The sequence below is a fragment of the Citrobacter sp. RHB35-C21 genome (assembly GCF_013816515.1).
Classification (GTDB): domain Bacteria; phylum Pseudomonadota; class Gammaproteobacteria; order Enterobacterales; family Enterobacteriaceae; genus Citrobacter; species Citrobacter braakii.
The window spans coordinates 33,350-57,437 of the sequence record NZ_CP057148.1 but is presented as its reverse complement, the minus strand read 5'-3'; the positions used below and the strand labels follow the sequence as shown (position 1 = coordinate 57,437).

General features: G+C 52.9%; 23 protein-coding genes and 4 pseudogenes. 19 read left to right on the top strand and 8 right to left on the bottom strand.

Translation table 11 applies throughout. From position 1 onward, the window contains the following. Positions 1 to 132 precede the first annotated feature (132 nt). From HVZ39_RS25185 to HVZ39_RS25165, 5 genes are read left to right on the top strand one after another with little or no spacing between them, the layout of a single operon-like run. A complete protein-coding gene (locus tag HVZ39_RS25185) occupies positions 133 to 1,800 on the top strand; it encodes a propanediol/glycerol family dehydratase large subunit (RefSeq protein WP_016241522.1) in 1,668 nt (555 codons plus the stop codon). A gap of 11 nt (positions 1,801 to 1,811) precedes the next feature. Then, complete coding sequence (locus tag HVZ39_RS25180) at positions 1,812 to 2,396, top strand: propanediol/glycerol family dehydratase medium subunit (RefSeq protein WP_009652918.1); 585 nt, start codon at positions 1,812 to 1,814, stop codon at positions 2,394 to 2,396. Between the two features lie 2 nt (positions 2,397 to 2,398). Beyond that, entirely contained in the window at positions 2,399 to 2,827 is a 429-nt protein-coding gene (locus HVZ39_RS25175) for a diol dehydratase small subunit (protein ID WP_007372193.1), read from the top strand. 10 nt (positions 2,828 to 2,837) lie between these two features. After that, positions 2,838 to 4,649, top strand: coding sequence for a diol dehydratase reactivase subunit alpha (locus HVZ39_RS25170; RefSeq protein ID WP_007372194.1), 1,812 nt, complete (start codon positions 2,838 to 2,840; stop codon positions 4,647 to 4,649). Positions 4,650 to 4,702: 53 nt separating this feature from the next. Beyond that, positions 4,703 to 5,506, top strand: coding sequence for an MIP/aquaporin family protein (locus tag HVZ39_RS25165; protein WP_007372195.1), 804 nt, complete (start codon positions 4,703 to 4,705; stop codon positions 5,504 to 5,506). 51 nt (positions 5,507 to 5,557) lie between these two features. Here the strand turns inward: HVZ39_RS25165 and hdeB are convergent, their stop codons facing one another. Continuing rightward, positions 5,558 to 5,887, bottom strand: coding sequence for an acid-activated periplasmic chaperone HdeB (gene hdeB, locus HVZ39_RS25160; protein ID WP_024196074.1), 330 nt, complete (start codon positions 5,885 to 5,887; stop codon positions 5,558 to 5,560). Between hdeB and HVZ39_RS25155 the strand changes: the two genes are divergently transcribed. Beyond that, positions 5,886 to 6,326: an FCD domain-containing protein gene (locus tag HVZ39_RS25155; protein WP_223226818.1), complete on the top strand. Its 441-nt coding sequence runs from the start codon at positions 5,886 to 5,888 to the stop codon at positions 6,324 to 6,326. The genes hdeB and HVZ39_RS25155 overlap by 2 nt on opposite strands. Positions 6,327 to 6,352: 26 nt before the next feature. On the opposite strand, the gene HVZ39_RS25150 is transcribed toward HVZ39_RS25155, so the two are convergent. Continuing rightward, positions 6,353 to 6,739 carry a plasmid partitioning/stability family protein gene (locus tag HVZ39_RS25150; protein ID WP_009652914.1) on the bottom strand — a complete coding sequence of 129 codons (387 nt, stop codon included), beginning with the start codon at positions 6,737 to 6,739 and terminating at the stop codon, positions 6,353 to 6,355. Between the two features lie 13 nt (positions 6,740 to 6,752). Beyond that, on the bottom strand, positions 6,753 to 7,763 hold the full coding sequence (gene parM, locus HVZ39_RS25145) for a plasmid segregation protein ParM domain-containing protein (RefSeq protein WP_223883253.1): 1,011 nt from the start codon (positions 7,761 to 7,763) through the stop codon (positions 6,753 to 6,755). 815 nt (positions 7,764 to 8,578) lie between these two features. On the opposite strand from parM, the gene HVZ39_RS25140 reads away from it, so the two are divergent. The 3 genes from HVZ39_RS25140 to HVZ39_RS25130 all read left to right on the top strand — a co-directional run bounded on the left by HVZ39_RS25140 (position 8,579) and on the right by HVZ39_RS25130 (position 9,894). Continuing rightward, positions 8,579 to 8,893 carry a hypothetical protein gene (locus HVZ39_RS25140; protein ID WP_009652923.1) on the top strand — a complete coding sequence of 105 codons (315 nt, stop codon included), beginning with the start codon at positions 8,579 to 8,581 and terminating at the stop codon, positions 8,891 to 8,893. A gap of 187 nt (positions 8,894 to 9,080) precedes the next feature. Then, entirely contained in the window at positions 9,081 to 9,455 is a 375-nt protein-coding gene (locus HVZ39_RS25135) for a hypothetical protein (protein ID WP_016241519.1), read from the top strand. Between the two features lie 13 nt (positions 9,456 to 9,468). After that, the gene (locus HVZ39_RS25130) at positions 9,469 to 9,894 is read left to right on the top strand and encodes a hypothetical protein (protein ID WP_016241518.1); all 426 of its coding nucleotides are present in this window, start codon (positions 9,469 to 9,471) and stop codon (positions 9,892 to 9,894) included. A 152-nt stretch (positions 9,895 to 10,046) separates the two neighbouring features. Here the strand turns inward: HVZ39_RS25130 and HVZ39_RS25125 are convergent. From HVZ39_RS25125 to HVZ39_RS25110, 4 genes and pseudogenes are all read right to left on the bottom strand, one after another. Then, a protein-coding gene (locus tag HVZ39_RS25125; protein ID WP_087121881.1) for an IS3 family transposase occupies positions 10,047 to 11,194 on the bottom strand; the annotation gives its coding sequence in 2 pieces (ribosomal slippage) (positions 10,047 to 10,957 and positions 10,957 to 11,194; 1,149 coding nt in all). 684 nt (positions 11,195 to 11,878) lie between these two features. Beyond that, positions 11,879 to 12,576 (bottom strand): IS1 family transposase gene (locus HVZ39_RS25120; RefSeq protein ID WP_223335778.1). Its coding sequence is split into 2 segments (ribosomal slippage): positions 11,879 to 12,327 and positions 12,327 to 12,576, totalling 699 coding nucleotides; the frame shifts between segments, so codons are not numbered across the junction. 56 nt (positions 12,577 to 12,632) lie between these two features. Further along, a pseudogene (locus HVZ39_RS25115) lies at positions 12,633 to 13,151 on the bottom strand (PLP-dependent transferase); the annotation flags it as partial. 81 nt (positions 13,152 to 13,232) lie between these two features. Further along, positions 13,233 to 14,510, bottom strand: coding sequence for an L-serine ammonia-lyase, iron-sulfur-dependent, subunit alpha (locus tag HVZ39_RS25110; RefSeq protein ID WP_001515737.1), 1,278 nt, complete (start codon positions 14,508 to 14,510; stop codon positions 13,233 to 13,235). Between the two features lie 260 nt (positions 14,511 to 14,770). On the opposite strand from HVZ39_RS25110, the pseudogene HVZ39_RS25105 reads away from it, so the two are divergent. After that, positions 14,771 to 15,466 (top strand): annotated as a pseudogene (locus tag HVZ39_RS25105) (IS1 family transposase). Positions 15,467 to 15,630: 164 nt separating this feature from the next. Here the strand turns inward: HVZ39_RS25105 and HVZ39_RS26500 are convergent. Continuing rightward, positions 15,631 to 15,700 (bottom strand): annotated as a pseudogene (locus tag HVZ39_RS26500) (hypothetical protein). 136 nt (positions 15,701 to 15,836) lie between these two features. Between HVZ39_RS26500 and fecI the strand changes: the two are divergent. From fecI to HVZ39_RS25060, 9 genes and pseudogenes are all read left to right on the top strand, one after another. Beyond that, a complete protein-coding gene (gene fecI, locus HVZ39_RS25100) occupies positions 15,837 to 16,358 on the top strand; it encodes an RNA polymerase sigma factor FecI (RefSeq protein ID WP_016151347.1) in 522 nt (173 codons plus the stop codon). After that, on the top strand, positions 16,355 to 17,308 hold the full coding sequence (gene fecR / locus HVZ39_RS25095; protein WP_004118237.1) for a ferric citrate uptake sigma factor regulator FecR: 954 nt from the start codon (positions 16,355 to 16,357) through the stop codon (positions 17,306 to 17,308). The genes fecI and fecR overlap by 4 nt, the downstream gene beginning before the upstream one ends. Positions 17,309 to 17,394: 86 nt before the next feature. After that, positions 17,395 to 19,719, top strand: a complete 2,325-nt coding sequence (fecA, locus tag HVZ39_RS25090; protein WP_007898891.1) for a TonB-dependent Fe(3+) dicitrate receptor FecA — start codon at positions 17,395 to 17,397, stop codon at positions 19,717 to 19,719. Between the two features lie 44 nt (positions 19,720 to 19,763). Further along, positions 19,764 to 20,666, top strand: coding sequence for a Fe(3+) dicitrate ABC transporter substrate-binding protein FecB (fecB, locus tag HVZ39_RS25085; protein WP_016156513.1), 903 nt, complete (start codon positions 19,764 to 19,766; stop codon positions 20,664 to 20,666). Next, entirely contained in the window at positions 20,663 to 21,661 is a 999-nt protein-coding gene (gene fecC / locus HVZ39_RS25080; RefSeq protein WP_016156512.1) for an iron-dicitrate ABC transporter permease FecC, read from the top strand. Before fecB ends, fecC begins: the two co-directional genes overlap by 4 nt. After that, entirely contained in the window at positions 21,658 to 22,614 is a 957-nt protein-coding gene (gene fecD / locus HVZ39_RS25075) for a Fe(3+) dicitrate ABC transporter permease subunit FecD (protein ID WP_004118246.1), read from the top strand. The genes fecC and fecD overlap by 4 nt, the downstream gene beginning before the upstream one ends. After that, on the top strand, positions 22,615 to 23,382 hold the full coding sequence (fecE, locus tag HVZ39_RS25070) for a Fe(3+) dicitrate ABC transporter ATP-binding protein FecE (RefSeq protein WP_004152282.1): 768 nt from the start codon (positions 22,615 to 22,617) through the stop codon (positions 23,380 to 23,382). It abuts the gene before it with no gap. Positions 23,383 to 23,480: 98 nt separating this feature from the next. After that, the gene (gene tnpB / locus HVZ39_RS25065; protein ID WP_016156511.1) at positions 23,481 to 23,774 is read left to right on the top strand and encodes an IS66 family insertion sequence element accessory protein TnpB; all 294 of its coding nucleotides are present in this window, start codon (positions 23,481 to 23,483) and stop codon (positions 23,772 to 23,774) included. 49 nt (positions 23,775 to 23,823) lie between these two features. Beyond that, positions 23,824 to 24,076, top strand: a pseudogene (locus HVZ39_RS25060) (IS66 family transposase); the annotation flags it as partial. Positions 24,077 to 24,088: the final 12 nt, after the last annotated feature.

Genomic DNA, 24,088 nt, shown 5'->3' with positions numbered 1-24,088 from the left:
AATTAATTTTATTTTTTTATTGCTGTGCTCATTTAGAGTTCGGCCATTGCTGATGAAAGGCGAATGCCGGGAGGTGTGTCCCCGGCAATACGGCCCGGCGTCCCTATTTTTTATCTTTTGAGTCCATAAACTATGAGAAGATCAAAACGATTCGAAGTGCTTGCGAAGCGCCCTGTAAATCAGGATGGGCTGATTGGCGAATGGCCTGAAGAGGGACTGATCGCCATGGAAAGCCCCTACGATCCGGCTTCGTCGGTGAAGGTAGAGAATGGTCGTATTGTTGAGCTGGACGGCAAGAGCCGCGCCGAGTTCGACATGATTGACCGTTTTATTGCCGACTACGCGATTAACGTGGCTGAAACTGAACGGGCAATGCGGCTCGACGCGCTGGAGATCGCCAGAATGCTGGTGGATATCCACGTCAGCCGGGAAGAGATTGTTGCTATTACCACCGCTATCACCCCGGCGAAAGCGGTGGAGGTGATGGCGCAAATGAACGTGGTGGAAATGATGATGGCGCTGCAAAAAATGCGCGCCAGACGCACGCCGTCCAACCAGTGCCATGTCACCAACCTGAAAGACAACCCGGTACAGATTGCCGCCGATGCGGCTGAAGCGGGGATCCGTGGTTTTTCAGAACAGGAAACGACGGTCGGGATCGCCCGCTATGCGCCGTTTAACGCCCTGGCGCTGCTGGTCGGTTCCCAGTGCGGTCGCCCCGGCGTGCTGACGCAATGTTCCGTTGAGGAGGCGACTGAGCTGGAGCTGGGGATGCGCGGGTTAACCAGCTACGCCGAAACCGTGTCGGTATACGGTACAGAGTCTGTGTTTACCGACGGCGATGATACGCCGTGGTCCAAAGCGTTTCTCGCCTCGGCCTATGCGTCTCGCGGACTGAAAATGCGTTACACCTCTGGCACCGGTTCGGAAGCGCTGATGGGCTATTCCGAGAGTAAATCGATGCTCTATCTGGAGTCGCGCTGCATCTTTATCACCAAAGGCGCGGGCGTACAGGGGCTGCAAAACGGTGCGGTCAGCTGTATTGGCATGACCGGCGCGGTGCCGTCGGGGATCCGCGCGGTGCTGGCGGAAAACCTGATTGCCTCAATGCTCGACCTTGAAGTGGCCTCCGCCAATGACCAGACCTTTTCCCACTCTGATATTCGCCGTACCGCCCGTACCCTGATGCAAATGCTTCCCGGCACCGACTTTATCTTCTCCGGCTATAGCGCCGTACCGAACTACGACAACATGTTTGCCGGGTCGAACTTCGACGCGGAAGACTTCGATGATTACAACATTCTGCAACGCGATCTGATGGTTGATGGTGGTCTGCGTCCTGTAACCGAAGAAGAAACCATCGCCATCCGCAACAAGGCGGCACGCGCCATTCAGGCAGTGTTCCGCGAACTGGGCCTGCCGCTGATTAGCGATGAAGAAGTCGAAGCTGCTACTTATGCTCACGGCAGCAAAGATATGCCCGCGCGCAATGTGGTGGAAGATCTGGCCGCCGTGGAAGAGATGATGAAGCGCAATATCACCGGGCTGGATATCGTCGGCGCACTAAGCCGTAGCGGTTTCGAAGATATCGCCAGTAACATCCTCAATATGCTGAGACAGCGTGTTACCGGTGATTACCTGCAAACGTCGGCTATTCTGGATCGCCAGTTCGACGTCGTCAGCGCCGTCAACGACATCAATGATTATCAGGGACCTGGTACCGGCTATCGCATCAGTGCCGAACGCTGGGCGGAAATTAAAAATATTGCGGGCGTGGTTCAGCCCGGCTCGATCGAATAAGGCGGTACACAGTGGAATGCACAACTGAACGTAAGCCGGTTTTCATCTTACAGGTGAGCGAAGGCGAGGCGGCTAAAGCGGACGAACGCGTGGATGAAGTCGTGATAGGCGTCGGCCCGGCCTTTGATAAGTATCAGCATAAAACCTTGATTGATATGCCGCACAACGCGATTTTGAAAGAGCTGGTTGCTGGCATCGAAGAAGAGGGGCTGCATGCGCGAGTAGTGAGGATCCTGCGCACCTCAGATGTTTCTTTTATGGCATGGGATGCGGCAAATCTCAGCGGCTCAGGCATTGGGATTGGTATCCAGTCGAAAGGAACCACGGTGATTCATCAGCGCGATCTGCTGCCGCTAAGTAACCTGGAACTGTTTTCTCAGGCTCCGCTGCTGACGCTGGAAACCTATCGTCAGATTGGTAAAAACGCCGCACGCTATGCACGCAAAGAGTCGCCTTCGCCGGTGCCAGTGGTCAATGACCAGATGGTGCGCCCTAAATTTATGGCCAAGGCCGCGCTGTTTCACATCAAAGAAACCAAACACGTGGTGCAGGATGCTGCGCCTGTCACGTTGCATATTGCACTGGTAAGGGAATGACCATGAACGACAACATCATGACCGCGCAGGATTACCCATTAGCCACCCGCTGCCCGGAGAAAATCCGGACGCCTGGCGGCAAGCCGCTAACCGACATTACCCTTGAGAATGTGCTGGCGGGCCGCGTAGGGCCGCAGGATGTGCGTATTTCTCAGCAAACGCTGGAGTACCAGGCGCAGATTGCCGAGCAGATGCAGCGTCATGCCGTGGCGCGCAATTTTCGTCGTGCGGCAGAACTGATTGCGATCCCGGATGCCCGCATTCTGGAGATCTACAACGCACTGAGGCCGTTTCGTTCTTCGTTCGCCGAGTTGCAGGCCATTGCCGATGAACTGGAACACACCTGGCACGCCACGGTGAACGCCGGGTTTGTCCGCGAGTCGGCAGAGGTATACCAGCAGAGAAATAAGCTGCGTAAAGGCAGTCAGTGACGGAGGCAGCATGCCGTTAATTGCAGGGATCGATATCGGCAACGCCACCACTGAAGTGGCGTTGGCGCAGGATGGCCGGTTTATCGGCAGCGGGATTGTCGCCACGACCGGGATGAAAGGCACGCGGGAGAATATCGCCGGGGTGGTCGCGTCCCTGCAGCAGGCGCTGGATAAAACGCCGTGGTCGCTGCAGGACGTGGCAAAAATCTGCATCAACGAGGCCGCACCGGTGATTGGCGATGTGGCGATGGAAACCATCACTGAAACCATCATTACCGAATCAACGATGATTGGTCATAACCCGCAAACGCCCGGCGGCGTTGGCGTGGGCATGGGAACCACCATCGCCGTGGAGAAGTTGGCGGCGTTGAGCGAGGATCGATTTGCCCAGGGCTGGATACCGTTGGTGGGTGAGGAGATGGATTTCCTTGAGGCGGTTTGGTTTATCAATGAAGCGCTGGATCGCGGCGTCAACGTGGTGGCGGCCATCCTGAAAAAAGATGATGGCGTGCTGGTGAATAATCGCCTGCATCGGCCAATACCGGTGGTTGATGAAGTCACTCTACTGGAGAAGGTGCCGGAAGGCGTGCTGGCGGCGGTGGAAGTGGCGGCCCCGGGACAGGTGGTGCGGGTGCTGTCGAATCCTTACGGTATCGCAACCTTCTTTGCCCTGACCCCTGAGGAAACACAAACTATTGTCCCCATCGCCAGAGCGCTGATTGGCAACCGTTCCGCTGTGGTGCTGAAAACCCCGCAGGGAGATGTGCGATCAAGAGTGATCCCGGCGGGTAAGATCTTTATCCGTGGTGAAAAGCGTGGCGGTGAAGCCGACGTAGCGCAAGGCGCGCAGGCCATTATGCAGGCGATGAGCGCCTGCGCGCCCGTGTGTGATATTCGTGGTGAAGCAGGCACGCACGCAGGCGGCATGCTGGAGCGGGTGCGAAAGGTAATGGCGTCCCTGACCGGCCATGAGATGAGCGCGATATACATCCAGGATCTGCTGGCGGTGGATACGTTTATTCCGCGCAAGGTGCAGGGCGGGATGGCCGGCGAGTGCGCCATGGAAAATGCCGTCGGGATGGCGGCGATGGTGAAAGCGGACCGTCTGCAAATGCAGGTTATCGCCCGCGAACTGAGCGCCCGACTGCAGACCGAGGTGGTGGTGGGCGGCGTGGAGGCCAACATGGCCATCGCCGGGGCGTTAACCACTCCCGGCTGTGCGGCGCCGCTGGCGATCCTCGATCTCGGCGCCGGCTCGACGGATGCGGCGATCGTCAACGCGGAGGGGCAGATAACGGCGGTCCATCTCGCCGGGGCGGGGAATATGGTCAGCCTGTTGATTAAAACCGAGCTGGGCCTCGAGGATCTTTCGCTGGCGGAAGCGATAAAAAAATACCCGCTGGCCAAAGTGGAAAGCCTGTTCAGTATTCGTCACGAGAATGGCGCGGTGGAGTTCTTTCGGGAAGCCCTCAGCCCGGCGGTGTTCGCCAAAGTGGTGTACATCAAGGAGGGCGAACTGGTGCCGATCGATAACGCCAGCCCGCTGGAAAAAATTCGTCTCGTGCGCCGGCAGGCGAAAGAGAAAGTGTTTGTCACCAACTGCCTGCGCGCGCTGCGCCAGGTCTCACCCGGCGGTTCCATTCGCGATATCGCCTTTGTGGTGCTGGTGGGCGGCTCATCGCTGGACTTTGAGATCCCGCAGCTTATCACGGAAGCCTTGTCGCACTATGGCGTAGTCGCCGGGCAGGGCAATATTCGGGGAACAGAAGGGCCGCGCAATGCGGTCGCCACCGGGCTGCTACTGGCCGGTCAGGCGAATTAAACGGGCGCTCGCGCCAGCCTCTCTCTTTAACGTGCTATTTCAGGATGCCGATAATGAACCAGACTTCTACCTTAACCGGGCAGTGCGTGGCCGAGTTTCTTGGCACCGGATTGCTCATTTTCTTCGGCGCGGGCTGCGTCGCTGCGCTGCGGGTCGCCGGGGCCAGCTTTGGTCAGTGGGAGATCAGTATTATCTGGGGCCTTGGCGTCGCCATGGCCATCTACCTGACGGCCGGTGTCTCCGGCGCGCACCTTAATCCGGCGGTGACCATTGCCCTGTGGCTGTTCGCCTGTTTTGAACGCCGCAAGGTGCTGCCGTTTATTGTTGCCCAGACGGCCGGGGCCTTCTGCGCCGCCGCGCTGGTGTATGGGCTCTATCGCCAGCTGTTTCTCGATCTTGAACAGAGTCAGCATATCGTGCGCGGCACTGCCGCCAGCCTTAACCTGGCCGGGGTCTTTTCCACGTACCCGCATCCACATATCACTTTTATACAAGCGTTTGCCGTTGAGACCACCATCACGGCAATCCTGATGGCGATGATCATGGCCCTGACCGACGACGGCAACGGAATTCCGCGCGGGCCGCTGGCGCCGTTGCTGATTGGCTTGCTGATCGCCGTGATCGGCGCGTCGATGGGGCCGCTAACCGGCTTTGCGCTGAATCCGGCGCGCGACTTCGGCCCAAAACTGTTTACCAGTCTGGCCGGGTGGGGCTCGATCGCCTTTACCGGTGTGCTGGCGATCCCTTACTTTCTGGTGCCGCTGCTGGCGCCGGTGGTGGGGGCGATTATCGGGGCGTTTTTGTATCGCAAGCTTATCGGCCGCTTTCTGCCGTGCGAATGCGGTATCGATGAGTAAAGCGGGACCCGCCGCAGCGCGGCGGGTTTCCCCGGCCTGATGCCGGGGGGGTTATTTTTTGATGACCGCGCTGAGATCGCCAAGTTTAGCGGCGGGGTTCTTGTGGCACTCCTGCAGCATTTTCGGTACCGAAACGGTCTCGACTTCATGCCAGTCAACATAGTCGCCGCCGCTAAAGTCGGTGTTGCGATTCACTACCCAGAAGGCCACCGGGGTCATGCTTTTTGGGTTCATATCCATAAATTCCTGACAGGTCATATTCTGCGGCGTGGTTTCCTCAACCGCGAACGCCGGGCTGGTCATCAGACAGAATGTGGTAGCCGCCACGGTCAATACGAGTGCTTTAGGGAAGGTGCGAACAAGTCCCTGATATGAGATCATGTTTGTCATCTGGAGCCATGGAACAGGGTTCATTATGAGGCGATTGATTGAGCCAGAACTGGCAGAAAAGGCCGTACTGAAAATGGATGCCAATGGCTTTGAAGAATGCCTGTCTTTGTGCCAAAAGCTGCGTTCCGCATATGAACGTAGGGATGTTTATCTGGCGCACCAGCTAAACCTCACTCTGCGGCTGAAGCTTTACATATACGCCGGTCTGCCTGAGTTTTTCAAAATTGTAACCCAACTGTGGATTAACCTGTGGCCAACTCTGAGTTACACGTTCGAATCTGACTCGGAGGATAAATGGCCAATATTTTTCTCGTCGCTTGAACTCGCTCTTTCAAACAGGGATGCAGGGGCAGCAGCAGATGCCATTAGAGAGTCACTGGATAAGGGGTTGCGGATCTATCTCAGCTTGTTAACCGAGCAAGGTGAGTAAACCGGCTACTAGTAGCCGGTTCGGATTCAACGTTTGAGGGTTTGCATCATCAGGGAGGGTTTAGGAATTGGTTCTTTCTGCTCAGCAGGCTTATCCGAATCAATGATGGTTGTTGCTCGGATACCTGTGGCCTGGGTTTCCACTGGTGAAGAATTCCGTTCAACGGCAATGCCCAGCGTTTGCGACAGAATGTTGCTCAGCGTTTCGGCATTAAACGATGTCGTGGTTTGTGCGGCCAGCAAATTTATTAACCGAGGGTCGAGCTCATGCAAGGCAGACGCAATTACCAGTGCCTTACGGTAAAATTCCCCCCGGGATCGGCGGGGTAAGCGCTCCATAATATCAAGAGCTTTACCGTCTTCTGGATTATTGCCGGGGCGGAGCCAGACGAGTAAACGTTTATCTTCTTCCATCACATAACCTCGTTTAGACGCTTGCCATTGCTTTGACGAGCGCGAGCTGCGCGTCAGGCGCTTTGATGACATCCAGCTTAGGGAATAGTTCGACAATATGAGAATGGATGAGCTCAGCACCGCCCCCGGCCAGTATGATTTTGTGGACGCTGTTCTGACGACGTATATCAGCTGCAACAGCTTCGGCCAGATTTTTCGACTCAGAATCGATAACGTCAATGATGGCATCAATTTTAGAGTGATCATTGACCGCAGAAGCAATCAACGCTCTATCATGACGGTTTTTAATGATGATATCCGCAATGGCATAACTACTTGGAGACTGGGCATCCTGGAGCGCAGCCATAACAGCTTTTGTCACTCGTGAAACGCCAACATCGCTGTTGCCAAAGATATCAGATATGCCCTCCATTGCCCCCTGAATGATGGCCAGGTCTAGGGTTGTTCCCCCCAGATCGACAACCAGGGTTCGTGTAAGCTGCGTGGTTGTTTTAGGATCAATCAGATATTCAGCCGCAGGTACTGATTCAGGCATTACGTTAACTTTTACAACATGAAAAGTTTCGCCATTATTCAGGGTTATTGGGCCCATAACGTTGGCCTTTTTCTTTTCAATATTAGCTTCGTTCAACTGCGCATCGCTCGTGAAGAACATGGCCACCGGCAGTGTCACTGTAAGTTCAACATCCTGTGGCTCAAGACCGGAAGTCAAAAGGGCATGATGAATTGCTACGCGACTTACAGCGTCGAACTGGAAAGAGGTATGCGTTGTTGTAATTGCAGATGTTGAACCAATGTCGTGAGTAAATTTCCGCCCATCAATGAGATAGTTGTAGATAGTTTTACCACCAAATGCGAGTGGAGTAGCCCAGCCTTCGCGGAAGGCGTTCTGCGAAACATGAGTTTTGATTTCACCATTCTCAATCCAGGCAAGTTTTACGTTCGTTGAGCCGTCATCACAAGCGATGTTCATCATGGTATATACCTCATTAAAATGTTCAAAAGTATCAAAAATCTCTGCCATTTTAGATAGTAAGCCATCCTGAAGCAAGGAATGCGCACCTGTAGCGCACGTTTAATGTCCACAAAATGACTATGAAAAGTGAATTACGAGTGAGTAAAACAGGAACGATTCTATCGGATTGAAATCTGGCGGGGTAAACGAGAAAGAGGGATGTATACGTACATGCAGAGGTCGGTAGCCCTGGAACACCAACGGAAAAAGTAACAAACCACCCGAAAAATGAACCAGTGCCACCAGACTAAATTGTGACAATCGATAGCCAATACTGCAAGAGAACCTAAGAATAAAAGGTATCGCTATATGACAGCTCAGTCGGTAAAATCGAGGAAACCATGTCGGATCACCATTGTAGTTTCTGGTTAGTTCAATAATGAGGTATCCCCAATGACATCCATTCTGCTTACTTCTGATTCTGTTGATGGGTACACTTTTTGTATTTCTACTGATGGTAATGGATGTAAGCTGTCAGTCAGGCCAGAATACCGGCGCAATGGCACACAAACTTATGATGGCTGGTTTCCCAGATACTACTCAAAGCCTCAGTATGCTAAAGCAGCGTTAACAAGGTTCCTTGGAGAATCTGTTAACTGGTCACCACGGACGGGGCTCAGTTAGTCACAGGATACGTAACAGCCTGAGTCCGAGGATACCAACAAGTCAAGAGAACCCCCTGATAAACCCTTAACAATCAACACCTTACCTTGGTGCGCTTAATGAACCTTATGTTGAATTATGGTTAAGTAGTCGATTTTATGGTTGGAAGTGCCTGTTTGCAGTAAAATGCAGTTCATTACCTTTAACCACTGGAACTAGACATGGCTAATGAAGATCTCCCCTCTGGGTGCAAACGCTGTAAAGGATGCAATCAGGTTAAACCCTTCGAAGAATTCGGTAAGGAACTTAAGGGTAAGTTTGGCCTTAAAAGTAAATGCAAGTTGTGCATTAGCGATAAAAACAGAAATTATGCTGCCGGTTCCGGTGCAGGTGTAAAACTCCAAAACAATAAAAAATACCAGACCGAGCATAAGAGTGAACTGGCAGAAAAGATGAGAGTAAGACGGGCAAAGAAAAAATTTGGAGATAACTATGAAGCATATCTAGCATCTTTAGAAAGGATTAAAAACCTCTGATAATTACATAACAACCTTAGCCAATAAGACACAAAGATTATGTATTGTTGCTTTTATTTCAAAGCATCAACTTTATTGAAAAGTTACGCTATACACTGTGCAATTTATTATGCTGATTTAATTTGGTGATTATATGAGTTGTCATGACAGAGACATCAATAAGATCCTTCAATCATTCACTCACTTAATGGTTGAAGCAAAAAAAAGCATCTTTCATTCAAAATCAATGAAGGTTCAAGGTCTTCAGTTAGTAGATGAGTTATACATCCGTGCCCGGACGGGAAAAATGTCATACCTCGGTTCGTCGGTACTGGTAGTCGCAACCATTTCAGTGAAGACCCCAGGCAAAGGATTTTTCAGACAGTTACTCTCGAAATTAAAAGAAGCAGCTGAGACAAATAACTACATCTTAAAGGTTGAGAATGTCATCAGCACCGAACTTAGGGAGTTTCTTATCAGAGAGGGTTTTTCATTTCCTGGTGAACGGTGGATGTGCGGTTCCGGCTACTGGGCTCCATCATCACTTAGGCTTAATGACCAATTAAGCACCCTCCCCGTCTAATATGAGGCCGTAAATGTTCATAACCCCTGAAGTTGCTTATGTCTGCGAGCTGTTACATAAATATGATGTACTTCCACTCGAATGTGATGGTCATACTATGGTTGTAAGTTGCCTGCTAGATAGATTCTGTATACCGCACCAGCGCATCGTTGGAGAAGTAACGTTGGCTGGAACTGGCCAGATAATTCGACCTCATCTGTGGATAGAGTATGACGAATACATAATAGATTACCGCCTCCGCATGTGGGCAAGGAAAACCGAAGATAATGTTAGTCTAGTGCCTCATGGCATCTTTATCGAAGATAAAAGTCAGGCAATTTACACTGCTCAAAGAATTGCAAATAAAGCCATGATATCAGACTCGATAATTGATTTTATGACAGATGGGTTATGGACTAAGATTCTCCTAGAAATCCCTGGTAAAAAAAGAATTACATAAAGCAGGAGGATTAAGTTTGTTCATAAAGTTTTTCTTCACTGACACTCAAAGCAAAGATGTCTTTTTCCAAGCACCAATCTTAGAAAATATTTGCTTTTCTACTGACTCAAGTTGGTTCATTAAAAGATGATAGTTGAATCGCCACGGATAATCTAGACACTTCCGAGCCGTTGATAATACTGGTTTTCATATTCTGTCGGTGAAATCTGATCGCTAGAACCATGCCGACGCTTACTGTTATAAAACATTTCGATGTAATCAAAAATATCGCTGCGGGCTTCTTCCCGCGTTCCGTAGATCTTTTTCTTTATCCGTTCGCGTTTCAACAATTGGAAAAAGCTTTCTGCAACCGCATTATCATGGCAGTTACCGCGACGGCTCATGCTGCCCTCCAGGCCGTGTGATTTCAGGAACGACTGCCACTCATGGCTTGTGTACTGACTGCCCTGATCCGAATGAACCAGCACCTGTTTTTGGGGATTACGCCGCCATACAGCCATCAGCAGTGCGTTCAGGACAATGTCCTTTGCCATCCGGGATTGCATGGACCAGCCGATAATTTTGCGTGAGAACAGATCAACAACCACGGCAAGATACAGCCAGCCTTCGTGGGTTCTGATGTAGGTTATATCCGTTACCCAACGCTCATTCGGAGCATCCGGATTGAACTGTCGCTGGAGCCTGTTGGGCGACACGATACTGGCCTCGCCTTTACGTGCCCGCGGGCTCCGGTATCCGACCTGAGCCTTTATCCCGACACGTTTCATCAGTCGCCAGACTCTGTTCACTCCGCACTGTTGCCCGCTGTCCCGCAGATCCAGATGGATTTTACGATAACCATAGACGCATCCCGATTCCAGCCAGAACTGTTTAATCTGTCCTGTCAGTCTCAGGTCTGCCTGATGGCGTTGTGAATGCGGCTGCTGAAGCCAGGCGTAAAAACCACTGGGATGAACATCCAGCACCCGACAGAGCAGGCGAACAGGCCAGCAACAGGTGTTGTCACGGATAAAGGCGTACCTCAGTCGGACAGCTTTGCGAAGTACGCCGCGGCTTTTTTTAATATGTCCCGTTCGTCGGTAACCCGTTTCAGCTCTTTCTGGAGACGGCGGATCTCGGCCTGAACATCTGACTGTTCTTTATTAGTGGAAGAATCCGGACCGTACTTCTTTATCCAGGCGTAAAGGCTGTGGGTGGTGATATCGAGACGTGTTGCAACGCTGGCAACAGAATAACCGCGATCAACAACCTGTTTGACTGCTTCAATTTTAAACTCTTCGGGATAACGCTTACTGCTCATGGGCACCTCTCTTTAAGCCATCTTAAATGACTCTGAGGTGTCTGTTAAACCCGTGGCGATTCAAGTCAGGAGTCTCAGCTCCAATGTTCCCTTCCCACTTTAGAATCAATTCACTTACCTTCCCTTTTAATGTTGCAAGGAGAACAAGCTGTTTCTTCGCGAATACAATCTCTTCCTGATGTATGTTTTTCTTTGCCATTGTAGTGTAGGTTCCATATCCATGTTGATTTATGTTAAGGATTACATTTTATTAACAATATTTTTATTGATTGTAAACACAAATCTCAATGGAATAGCATGAATTAAAGTCATCACGACCATTTTACCTAGTAGTATCAGCATGATAGTAAGTGAAATCAGATTATAAAAAGCAGATAGTCATATCGAACAAAAAGATAATTGAAATAAAACAAAAAACCATCACTGTTAAGTGATGGTTAATGATTTCAATATGGAATTATTTAGTAATCAAACAAAATAACCAGGATTATTAATCAGATCACTTTGTTGAGTACTATGTGCCATTTCAACAAATTCAGACACGCTTGTAATTTCATTGAGTGTGGTGATTGCGAATAATCGAAAAGAAAACTCTTTATTACCTTTTCTTGGGTAGATGTTCAGGAAAAAATTCAACTTTTGACCAACCGGACACATACTTGAAACCGCGGTAATGACTCCAACTTAATGATAGTGTTTTATGTTCAGATAATGCCCGATGACCTTGTCATGCAGCTCCACCGATTTTGAGAACGACAGTGACTTCCGTCCCAGCCTTGCCAGATGTTGTCTCAGATTCAGGTTATGTCGCTCAATGCGCTGAGTGTAACGCTTGCTGATAACGTGCAGCTTTCCCTTCAGGCGGGATTCATACAGCGGCCAGCCATCCGTCATCCATACCACGACCTCAAAGGCCGACAGCAGGCTCAGAAGACGCTCCAGTGTGGCCAGAGTGCGTTCACCGAATACGTGCGCCACAACCGTCTTCCGGAGCCTGTCATACGCGTAAAACAGCCAGCGCTGGCGCGATTTAGCCCCGACGTATCCCCACTGTTCGTCCATTTCCGCGCAGACGATGACGTCACTGCCCGGCTGTATGCGCGAGGTTACCGACTGCGGCCTGAGTTTTTTAAATGGCGGAAAATCGTGTTGAGGCCAACGCCCATAATGCGGGCGGTTGCCCGGCATCCAACGCCATTCATGGCCATATCAATGATTTTCTGGTGCGTACCGGGTTGAGAAGCGGTGTAAGTGAACTGCAGTTGCCATGTTTTACGGCAGTGAGAGCAGAGATAGCGCTGATGTCCGGCGGTGCTTTTGCCGTTACGCACCACCCCGTCAGTAGCTGAACAGGAGGGACAGCTGATAGAAACAGAAGCCACTGGAGCACCTCAAAAACACCATCATACACTAAATCAGTAAGTTGGCAGCATCACCCGCAGCTCATTATGCCCCTGCTTTTGGCAACCTGGCATACTGCTTCAATATCAACTAATTCCAACAGTGGGTTAGTGGGCGTTTCGATCCAGATTAGACCTGTATTCTCTTGAATATGGCGCTCTACTGACGCCAGATCATTAAGATCGACATAACTGAATGTCGTACCTGAAGTTTGTTTACGCAGACGTTCAAACAACCGATAAGTACCGCCATAGACCCCTTTCATTACTAATACATGGGAATCCTTAGGTAGCAATTCCAATATAAGTGCAGTTGCTGCCATACCGGAAGCGGTTGCCGTAGCATAGATACCTCCTTCCAACTCAGCCAAGGCGGTTTCATATGCATATCTTGTCGGGTTACTGCAACGGGAATAACAAAACTCCCCTTCTTCGCCTAAATTTGGCTGAATGAAGGAACTGGCGGTAGTAATCGGTGGAAAAATAGCATTATTGCCCCGGTCAACTTGATCTCCGGCATGGATAACCAGAGTCGCGATCGATTTTGATTTGCTCATTATTTGTCCCTTTAAATTTTAACGATAGCCCGCCGATCATTATTAATAATGACGTTAGGCCACGCGGTTAAACCGTAATATTTATTTACGTGTCATTATACTGATAATTTCTTTATCTGTTTGCCTCATTGGCGATAACACTAATTTACATAAATTATTGATAGAACCTTCAACATCGCAGGAAACAATGCCATCACGCTCCCCTGCAACACTATTTTGTTGCGCCATCAACACCGACTTAAATGCACAGGCGGTAGCGGTAGACACTTTCATGGCACAACTATTTGATGCACCATCGCAAATAATGCCACTAATATCACTGATCATATTACTGACCGCGTAGGAGATAGTTTGAAAATCTTGGGTCAATAACCAACTCATACCTGCCGCCGCCCCCATTGCTGCCGTTGACGCCGCACACAATGCAGACAATCGGGTATAACGCATATGAATTGAGATTGCGGCTAGATGGGCCAACGCTAATGCCCGGGCCAGTGTTTCATCATCTGTATTAAGATGTCGGGCAAGTGTCACTACCGGCATTGTCACGGTAATCCCCTGATTACCAGAGCCATAATTTGACATCGCGGGTAAGGGTGCGCCGCCCATACGGGCATCTGATGCCGCAGTGGTGTTGATCAACATTTGACTCAGTAAGTCAGTGCTGATAAAGCCATTTTTTCTGGCTTGCGACAACGCGCCACTCACGTTCAAACCATAGTTCTTCCTTTGCCCCTCGTCAGAAAGCGCGGTATTAATCTCAGCACTTTTCAGCATAAACATGATGTCTTTAGCGGCGACATCGGTTACAAATTTAAATGCGTCGTTAAGGGAAAATTCGGGTAGTACCCCACTATCATTGGCGGCAATTAGGTCTCGGACTAATATTTGCTTTATATTATTAATATAAACTTCAGTGACATTAGTATGGCTACCTTGAATCACTACCCGGCACTGATCACTAAGACTATATAGCGTAATATCGATAAAAATAAAATCCGTAGCATCTACTGCGTTTAGACACACGTTACCTGATTCATTAAATATATAGGCTTCGGTAATTTGTGTCGCAGTAATATCTTTTAATACTTCTAAATCGGCATCCGCGTTACCACCAATAGCCCCTATTGCCGCCGCAAGAGTGACTCCGCAATAGCTTGTTCCCGGAATAGTGACTCCCATCGCATTTTTATACAGATTCTCCGATATATTCCCCGTTATTTTTAATATCGGTGCGTTGAGATATTTAGCAGCCACTGCGGCAGCATACGCAATAGCAATAGGCTCAGTACAACCTAATGAAAGTTTCACTTCCTTTTTCAACCAATCGAGTAATTGTTGATGTGTTATTTTTTGCATTTGAAGTAATTAATCAGTGATTTGGATTATTTTTATCTTAGGGTTTTACGGGGAGAAATACTTTTCCTATTTTCTTGTTGTTTTTAATGCTTGGAGAATATTGTTCTCTTTAACAAAAAAGATAACCACAGAACAATTTAAATAAAAACATATTAAAAACAATGAAATAGATAACTCAAACACCATTAATCCCTTACTCAATGAGGGTGATGCTGCCAACTTACTGATTTAGTGTATGATGGTGTTTTTGAGGTGCTCCAGTGGCTTCTGTTTCTATCAGCTGTCCCTCCTGTTCAGCTACTGACGGGGTGGTGCGTAACGGCAAAAGCACTGCCGGACATCAGCGCTATCTCTGCTCTCACTGCCGTAAAACATGGCAACTGCAGTTCACTTACACCGCCTCTCAGCCCGGTACGCACCAGAAAATCATTGATATGGCCATGAATGGTGTTGGATGCCGGGCAACCGCCCGCATTATGGGCGTTGGCCTCAACACGATTTTACGTCACTTAAAAAACTCAGGCCGCAGTCGGTAACCTCGCGCATACAGCCGGGCAGTGACGTCATCGTCTGCGCGGAAATGGACGAACAGTGGGGATACGTCGGGGCTAAATCGCGCCAGCGCTGGCTGTTTTACGCGTATGACAGGCTCCGGAAGACGGTTTGCGCACGTATTCGGTGAACGCACTATGGCGACGCTGGGGCGTCTTATGAGCCTGCTGTCACCCTTTGACGTGGTGATATGGATGACGGATGGCTGGCCGCTGTATGAATCCCGCCTGAAGGGAAAGCTGCACGTAATCAGCAAGCGATATACGCAGCGAATTGAGCGGCATAACCTGAATCTGAGGCAGCACCTGGCACGGCTGGGACGGAAGTCGCTGTCGCTCACAAAATCGGTGGAGCTGCATGACAAAGTCATCGGGCATTATCTGAACATAAAACACTATCAATAATTTTGAGTCATTACCCAGTTAGCAATAACCCCCGCTTGCGGGGGCCATACCCACCAGGAGCAAACGCAGAAAGCCCGAGATACTTCCGCTGTACCGGGGGCTGGCGACATTTCAGGCAACACTCATAGTTGACATCCTCCCCGCCCTAAAGGGCGGGGAGGATGTCAATAATAGCAGACCACATCATGATGTCATTCTGACCGACAGATGCCAGAAGCAGAGGATCCATCCCATTTTATACCTACCTTATAACACTTAGAAAAACAACATGTTAAAAATGTTTATTGGAAACAATTTTATTTCCAATTGTAATGATAACCATTCTCATATTAATATGGCTACGTGATAATTAACTTTTGATGCACTCCGCATGTCTGACCGTGCCACTTCCACAGCTTCCTTAACGTTCGAGTCGCTTTATGGCACCCATCACGGCTGGTTGAAAAGTTGGCTGACGCGCAAACTCCAGTCTGCCTTTGATGCAGATGACATTGCCCAGGACACTTTTTTGCGGGTAATGAGCAGCGAAACGCTCTCGACGATCCGCGATCCTCGCTCTTTCCTGTGCACTATCGCCAAACGCGTGATGGTGGACCTGTTTCGCCGAAACGCGCTGGAAAAAGCGTATCTGGAGATGCTGGCGCTTATGCCGGAGGGGGTAGCGCCTTCACCTGAGGAACGCGAAAGCCAGCTCGAGACCCTACAACTCGTCGACAGCATGCTGGACGGGCTAAACGGAAAAACACGTGAAGCGTTTCTGCTTTCGCAACTGGATGGCCTGACATACAGCGAGATTGCGCACAAACTCGGTGTTTCCGTCAGCTCCGTGAAAAAATACGTGGCGAAAGCCGTCGAGCACTGCCTGCTGTTTCGTCTGGAGCATGGGTTATGAATCCTTCGTTAACCGATTCCCGCCGTCAGGCGCTGCGTTCAGCTTCCCACTGGTATGCCGTGCTAAGCGGCGAGCGCGTCAGCCCACAACAGGAAGCGCGCTGGCAACAGTGGTATGAACAGGATCAGGATAACCAGTGGGCCTGGCAGCAGGTTGAAAACCTGCGCAACCAGCTTGGCGGTGTGCCTGGCGACGTTGCCAGCCGGGCGCTGCACGATACCCGCCTCACCCGCCGTCACGTGATGAAAGGATTACTGCTGTTGCTCGGCGCTGGCGGAGGCTGGCAACTCTGGCAGTCGGAAACCGGCGAAGGTCTGCGGGCAGATTACCGCACCGCCAAAGGCGCAGTCAGCCGTCAGCAACTGGAAGATGGCTCCCTGCTCACGCTGAATACCCAAAGCGCGGCGGATGTGCGTTTTGATGCGCATCAGCGCACCGTCCGGCTCTGGTACGGTGAAATCGCCATTACTACCGCGAAAGATGCGCAGCAACGCCCCTTCCGCGTCCTGACCCGTCAGGGCCAACTCACCGCTTTAGGGACAGAATTTACCGTCCGCCAGCAGGATAATTTCACGCAGCTTGACGTGCAGCAGCACGCCGTGGAAGTGCTTCTCGCCAGTGCCCCCGCGCAAAAACGCATCGTGAACGCTGGTGAAAGCCTGCAGTTCAGCGCCTCTGAGTTTGGCGCAGTGAAACCGCTGGATGACGAGAGTACAAGCTGGACGAAGGGCATCCTGAGCTTCAGCGATAAACCGCTGGGTGAGGTGATAGCCACGCTAAGCCGTTACCGCAACGGCGTGCTGCGCTGCGATCCCGCCGTTGCCGGGCTGCGCCTGAGCGGGACGTTCCCGCTGAAAAATACCGATGCGATCCTGAACGTTATCGCTCAAACGCTTCCCGTTAAAATTCAGTCTATTACGCGGTACTGGATAAACATTTCACCGCTGTAAGAAAAATAATTCTCATTTCGATTGTCCTTTTTACCCTTCTCGTTCGACTCATAGCTGAACACAACAAAAATGATGATGGAGAAGGTATGACGCCGTTACGCGTTTTTCGTAAAACAACACCTTTGGTTAACGCCATTCGCCTGAGCCTGCTGCCGCTGGCCGGTCTCTCGTTTTCCGCTTTTGCTGCACAGGTTGATATCGCACCGGGATCGCTCGACAAAGCGCTCAATCAGTATGCCGCACACAGCGGAATTACCCTCTCGGTTGACGCCAGCCTGACGCGCGGCAAGCAGAGCAACGGCCTGCACGGAGATTACGACGTCGAGAGCGGCCTGCAACAACTGCTGGACGGCAGCGGACTGCAGGTAAAACCGCTGAGAAATAACAGCTGGACGCTGGAGACCGCGCCCGCGCCAAAAGAAGATGCCCTGACCGTGGTCGGCGACTGGCTGGGCGATGCGCGTGAAAACGACGTATTTGAACATGCTGGCGCGCGTGACGTGATCCGCCGTGAGGATTTCGCCAAAACCGGCGCAACCACCATGCGTGAGGTGCTTAACCGCATCCCTGGCGTCAGCGCGCCGGAAAACAACGGCACCGGCAGCCACGACCTGGCGATGAACTTTGGCATCCGGGGCCTGAACCCACGCCTCGCCAGCCGCTCGACCGTCCTGATGGACGGCATCCCCGTCCCCTTTGCCCCTTACGGTCAGCCGCAGCTTTCACTGGCTCCCGTTTCGCTCGGCAACATGGATGCCATTGACGTGGTGCGCGGTGGTGGTGCGGTGCGTTACGGACCGCAGAGCGTGGGCGGCGTGGTGAACTTTGTTACCCGCGCCATTCCGCAGGACTTTGGTATCGAGGCGGGGGTGGAAGGTCAGCTCAGCCCAACCTCTTCACAAAACAACCCGAAAGAGACGCACAACCTGATGGTGGGCGGCACAGCGGACAACGGTTTTGGCACCGCGCTGCTCTACTCCGGCACGCGCGGCAGTGACTGGCGCGAGCACAGCGCCACCCGCATCGACGACCTGATGCTGAAAAGCAAATATGCGCCGAATGAGGTGCACACCTTCAACAGCCTGCTGCAATATTACGATGGTGAAGCCGACATGCCCGGCGGCCTGTCCCGCGCGGATTACGACGCCGATCGCTGGCAATCCACCCGCCCGTATGACCGCTTCTGGGGCCGTCGCAAGCTGGCGAGCCTGGGCTACCAGTTCCAGCCGGACAGCCAGCATAAATTCAACATTCAGGGGTTCTACACCCAAACCCTGCGCAGCGGCTACCTGGAGCAAGGCAAACGCATCACCCTCTCGCCGCGTAACTACTGGGTGCGCGGTATTGAGCCACGCTACAGCCAGAGCTTTATGATCGGCCCTTCCGCGCACGAAGTGGGCGTGGGCTATCGCTATGTGAATGAATCAACGCATGAAATGCGTTACTACACCGCCACCAGCAGCGGGCAGTTGCCGTCCGGCTCAAGCCCTTACGACCGCGACACGCGTTCCGGCACCGAGGCGCACGCCTGGTATCTGGATGACAAAATCGACATCGGCAACTGGACCATCACGCCGGGTATGCGTTTCGAACATATCGAGTCATACCAGAACAACGCCATCAAAGGCACGCACGAAGAGGTGAGCTATAACGCACCGCTTCCGGCGTTGAACGTGCTCTATCACCTGACTGATAGCTGGAATCTTTATGCAAACACTGAAGGCTCGTTCGGCACCGTACAGTACAGCCAGATTGGCAAGGCTGTGCAAAGCGGCAATGTGGAACCGGAAAAAGCGCGAACCTGGGAACTCGGTACCCGCTACGATGACGGCGCGCTGACGGCGGAAATGGGGCTGTTCCTGATTAACTTTAACAATCAGTACGACTCCAACCAGACCAACGACACCGTCACTGCACGTGGCAAAACGCGCCATACCGGGCTGGAAACGCAGGCACGTTACGACCTGGGTACGCTAACGCCAACGCTTGATAACGTTTCCGTCTACGCCAGCTATGCGTATGTGAACGCGGAAATCCGCGAGAAAGGCGACACCTATGGCAATCAGGTGCCATTCTCCCCGAAACATAAAGGCACGCTGGGCGTGGACTACAAGCCGGGCAACTGGACGTTCAATCTGAACAGCGATTTCCAGTCCAGCCAGTTTGCGGATAACGCCAATACGGTGAAAGAGAGCGCCGACGGCAGTACCGGCCGCATTCCCGGCTTCATGCTCTGGGGCGCACGCGTGGCGTATGACTTTGGCCCGCAGATGGCAGATCTGAACCTGGCGTTCGGTGTGAAAAACATCTTCGACCAGGACTACTTCATCCGCTCTTATGACGACAACAACAAAGGCATCTACGCAGGCCAGCCGCGCACGCTGTATATGCAGGGGTCGTTGAAGTTCTGATGTGTTAACGCCCGGCTTGCCGGGCTTTTAGCTGGAATGTGACTATGTTGGCATTTATCCGTTTTCTTTTTGCAGGCCTGCTGCTGGTGATCGGCCACGCCTTTGCCGCCACGGTTCAGGACGAACACGGCACGTTTACACTCGATAAAACGCCACAACGGATTGTGGTGCTGGAACTCTCGTTCGCCGATGCGCTGGCCGCCGTGGACGTCAGCCCGATCGGTATTGCCGACGATAACGATGCAAAACGCATCCTGCCCGAAGTGCGTGCGCACCTGAAACCGTGGCAGTCCGTCGGAACGCGCGCGCAGCCGAGCCTGGAAGCCATTGCTGCCCTGAAACCAGACCTGATCATTGCCGACAGCAGTCGCCATGCGGGGATTTACACCGCCTTGCAGCAAATCGCGCCGGTACTGCTGCTTAAGTCCCGCAACGAAACCTACGCTGAAAATTTGCACTCAGCGGCTATCATCGGCGAAGTGGTAGGTAAAAAACGAGAGATGCAGGCGCGTCTGGAACAACATAAAGAGAAGATGGCGCAGTGGGCCAGCCAGCTTCCCACAGGGACACGCGTGGCCTTTGGCACATCACGCGAACAGCTATTCAACCTGCATACCCAGGAGACCTGGACCGGCAGCGTGCTGGCTTCTCTGGGGCTGAACGTTCCCGCTGCGATGGCGGGCGCGTCCATGCCGTCCATCGGCCTGGAGCAAATGCTGGCGGTCAATCCTGCCTGGCTGCTGGTTGCCCACTATCGCGAAGAGAGCATTGTTAAACGCTGGCAACAAGATCCGCTCTGGCAGATATTAACCGCCGCGCAGAAGCAGCAGGTTGCTTCAGTCGACAGTAACGCCTGGGCGCGGATGCGCGGTATTTTTGCCGCAGAGCGTATTGCCGCTGACACGGTAAAAATCTTCCACCATCAGCCGCTTACCGATGTGAAATGACCGCGCTAAAACACCCGGTGCTGCTGTGGGGGCTTCCCGTTGCAGTACTTATTATTATTTTCTGGCTGAGTCTGTTTTGCTACTCGGCCATTCCTGTTTCCGGAGCAGACGCAATCCGCGCCCTGCTGCCTGGACACACGCCAACGCTACCAGAAGCGCTGGTGCAAAACCTTCGTTTGCCGCGAAGCCTGGTCGCCGTTCTGATCGGCGCAAGCCTGGCGCTCGCGGGCACGCTGCTGCAAACCCTGACCCACAACTCAATGGCCTCTCCTTCACTGCTCGGCATTAACAGCGGCGCGGCGCTGGCTATGGCGCTTACCAGCGCGCTGAGTCCGACGCCGGTTGCAGGCTATTCCCTGTCGTTCATCGCGGCATGCGGGGGCGGCGTGAGCTGGCTGCTGGTCATGACCGCAGGAGGCGGGTTTCGTCATACCCAGGACAGAAACAAACTGATCCTCGCGGGTATCGCGCTGTCGGCCTTTTGTATGGCCCTGACCCGCATCACCCTGCTGCTGGCCGAAGATCATGCTTACGGCATCTTTTACTGGCTGGCAGGCGGAGTGTCCCACGCCCACTGGCAGGATGTCTGGCAGCTCTTGCCGGTGGTGGTCACTGCAGTCCCTGTCGTGTTGCTGCTGGCGAATCAACTGAACCTGCTCAACGTCAGCGACAGTACCGCCCATACGCTGGGAGTGAACCTGCCGAGACTACGTTTGATCATCAATATGTTAGTGCTGCTTCTGGTTGGCGCGTGCGTCAGTGTGGCAGGTCCGGTGGCGTTTATCGGCCTGCTGGTGCCACATCTGGCGCGCTTCTGGGCAGGCTTCGATCAGCGCAACGTACTGCCGGTGAGCATGCTGCTGGGGGCCACGCTGATGCTGATGGCAGATGTACTCGCACGCGCGCTGGCCTTCCCCGGCGATCTGCCCGCAGGCGCAGTGCTGGCGCTGATTGGCAGTCCTTGCTTTGTCTGGCTGGTGAGGAGGCGAGGATGAAAATTGCGCTGGTCATTTTCATCACCCTTGCCCTGGCAGGTTGTGCGCTGTTATCACTCCATATGGGGGTGATCCCCGTGCCGTGGCGCGCGCTGCTGACCGACTGGCAGGACGGACGCGAGCATTATTATGTATTGATGGAGTACCGACTGCCGCGCTTGCTGCTGGCACTGTTTGTCGGTGCAGCCCTCGCCGTGGCGGGCGTGCTGGTACAGGGGATTGTGCGTAACCCGCTAGCATCACCGGATATTCTCGGCATTAACCATGCCGCCAGCCTTGCCTCTGTGGGAGCACTGCTTCTTATGCCATCACTATCCGTGATGGTGCTGCCGCTGCTGGCCTTTGCGGGCGGTATGGCGGGGTTGATCTTGCTGAAGATGCTGGCAAAGACCCACCAGCCGATGAAGCTGGCGCTCACCGGCGTGGCGCTTTCCGCCTGCTGGGCGAGCCTGACGGATTACCTGATGCTCCTGCACCCGCAGGATGTAAACAGTGCCCTGCTGTGGCTGACGGGTAGCTTATGGGGGCGCGACTGGCACTTTGTGAAGATTGCCGTGCCGTTGCTCATTCTGTTTTTGCCGCTGAGCCTGCGCTTTTGTCGCGATCTCGACCTGCTGGCGCTGGGCGATGCACGAGCAGCCACGCTCGGCGTGTCGGTTCAGCGCACCCGGTTCCAGGGGCTGATGCTGGCTGTCGCGATGACAGCAACCGGCGTGGCCGTCTGTGGCCCGATAAGTTTTATTGGTCTCGTCGTGCCGCACATGGTGCGCAGGATCGCCGGCGGGCGTCACCGCTGGCTGATGCCCGTTTCGGCCCTGACGGGCGCGTTGTTGCTGGTCATTGCCGATCTGCTGGCACGAATCATTCATCCGCCGCTGGAGCTTCCGGCAGGCGTGCTGACCGCCATTATCGGCGCACCGTGGTTTGTCTGGCTGCTTGTGAGAATGCGATAAATGAGATTACGTACTGAAAATCTGACCGTCAGCTATGGCGCACAAACCGTGCTGGATGGACTTTCTCTCGCCCTGCCTGCCGGAAAAATCACGGCCCTGCTCGGCCCTAACGGTTGCGGGAAATCGACGCTGTTGAACTGTTTTTCTCGCCTGTTAACACCAGACTCTGGCGAGATATTGCTTGATGAAAAACCCATAGCCGGTTTTTCCGCCCGCCAGCTGGCTCGCCGCCTGGCTTTACTGCCGCAACACCATTTATCCCCCGAGGGGATCACTGTACGGGAACTGGTTTCCTACGGCCGCAGCCCGTGGCTGTCGTTGTGGGGGCGACTCTCCGCGGAAGACAACGAGCGGGTCAACGTGGCAATGAGTCAGACCCGGACGCGCAATCTGGCTGACCGCAGGTTAACCCAGCTTTCCGGCGGCCAGCGCCAGCGTGCGTTTCTGGCGATGGTGCTGGCACAGGATACCCCACTCATTCTTCTTGATGAGCCTACGACCTACCTCGATATCAATCATCAGGTTGAACTGATGCGCCTGATGGTTGAACTCAAAAGGCAGGGGAAAACCGTAGTGACGGTACTCCACGATCTGAATCAGGCCAGCCGCTATTGCGATCATCTGGTGGTACTGGCAAGCGGTCGCGTGATGGCGCAAGGTGCTCCGGAAGCAGTGATGAAACCAGAGCTTCTAAAGACGGTGTTCAGCGTAGAAGCGGAAATCCATCCCGAACCGGTATCTGGCAGACCCATGTGTGTGGTGAAGTAGTCTGGCGAAGTCATAAGGATCATCACAGGACAGATAAAGGAAGTGATAACCACCTGCCAACAGGCACCAAAATCTGGCTGGTTGCCGGTATCACCGACATGCGCAACGGCTTCAATGGTCTCGCCGCAAAGGTGCAGGCGATGCTGAAAGATGACCCGATGTCCGGCCATGTCTTCATCTTCCGGGGCCGCAGCGGCAGTAAGGTCAAACTGCTGTGGTCCACCGGCGACGGGCTGTGCCTGCTGACCAAACGGCTGGAACGCGGCCGCTTCGCCTGGCCCTCTGCCCGCGATGGCAAAGTGTTCCTGACCCCGGCGCAGCTGGCAATGCTTCTGGAAGGCATCGACTGGCGGCAGCCTAAAAGACTGCTTACGTCCCTGACCATGTTGTAGGCCTCTTTATCCTGGTTGTCGTTGAATAAGCCTGGTAAAATGCGGGCTTATGAACAACACCTCCCCCTGACGACATCCTTCTGCTGAAACAGCGCCTGTCCGAACAGGAAGCGCTGAACCGCGCCCTGCTGGAAAAGCAGGCCGACCGGGAGCGCGAAATAGACCATCTGCAGGCGCAGCTGGATAAGCTTCGCCGGATGAACTTCGGCAGTCGTTCTGAATAAATCTCCCGCCGCATCGCGCAGATAGAAGCCGACCTGAACCGGCTTCAGACAGAAAGCGATACGCTGACGGGTCGGGTTGCCGATACGGGC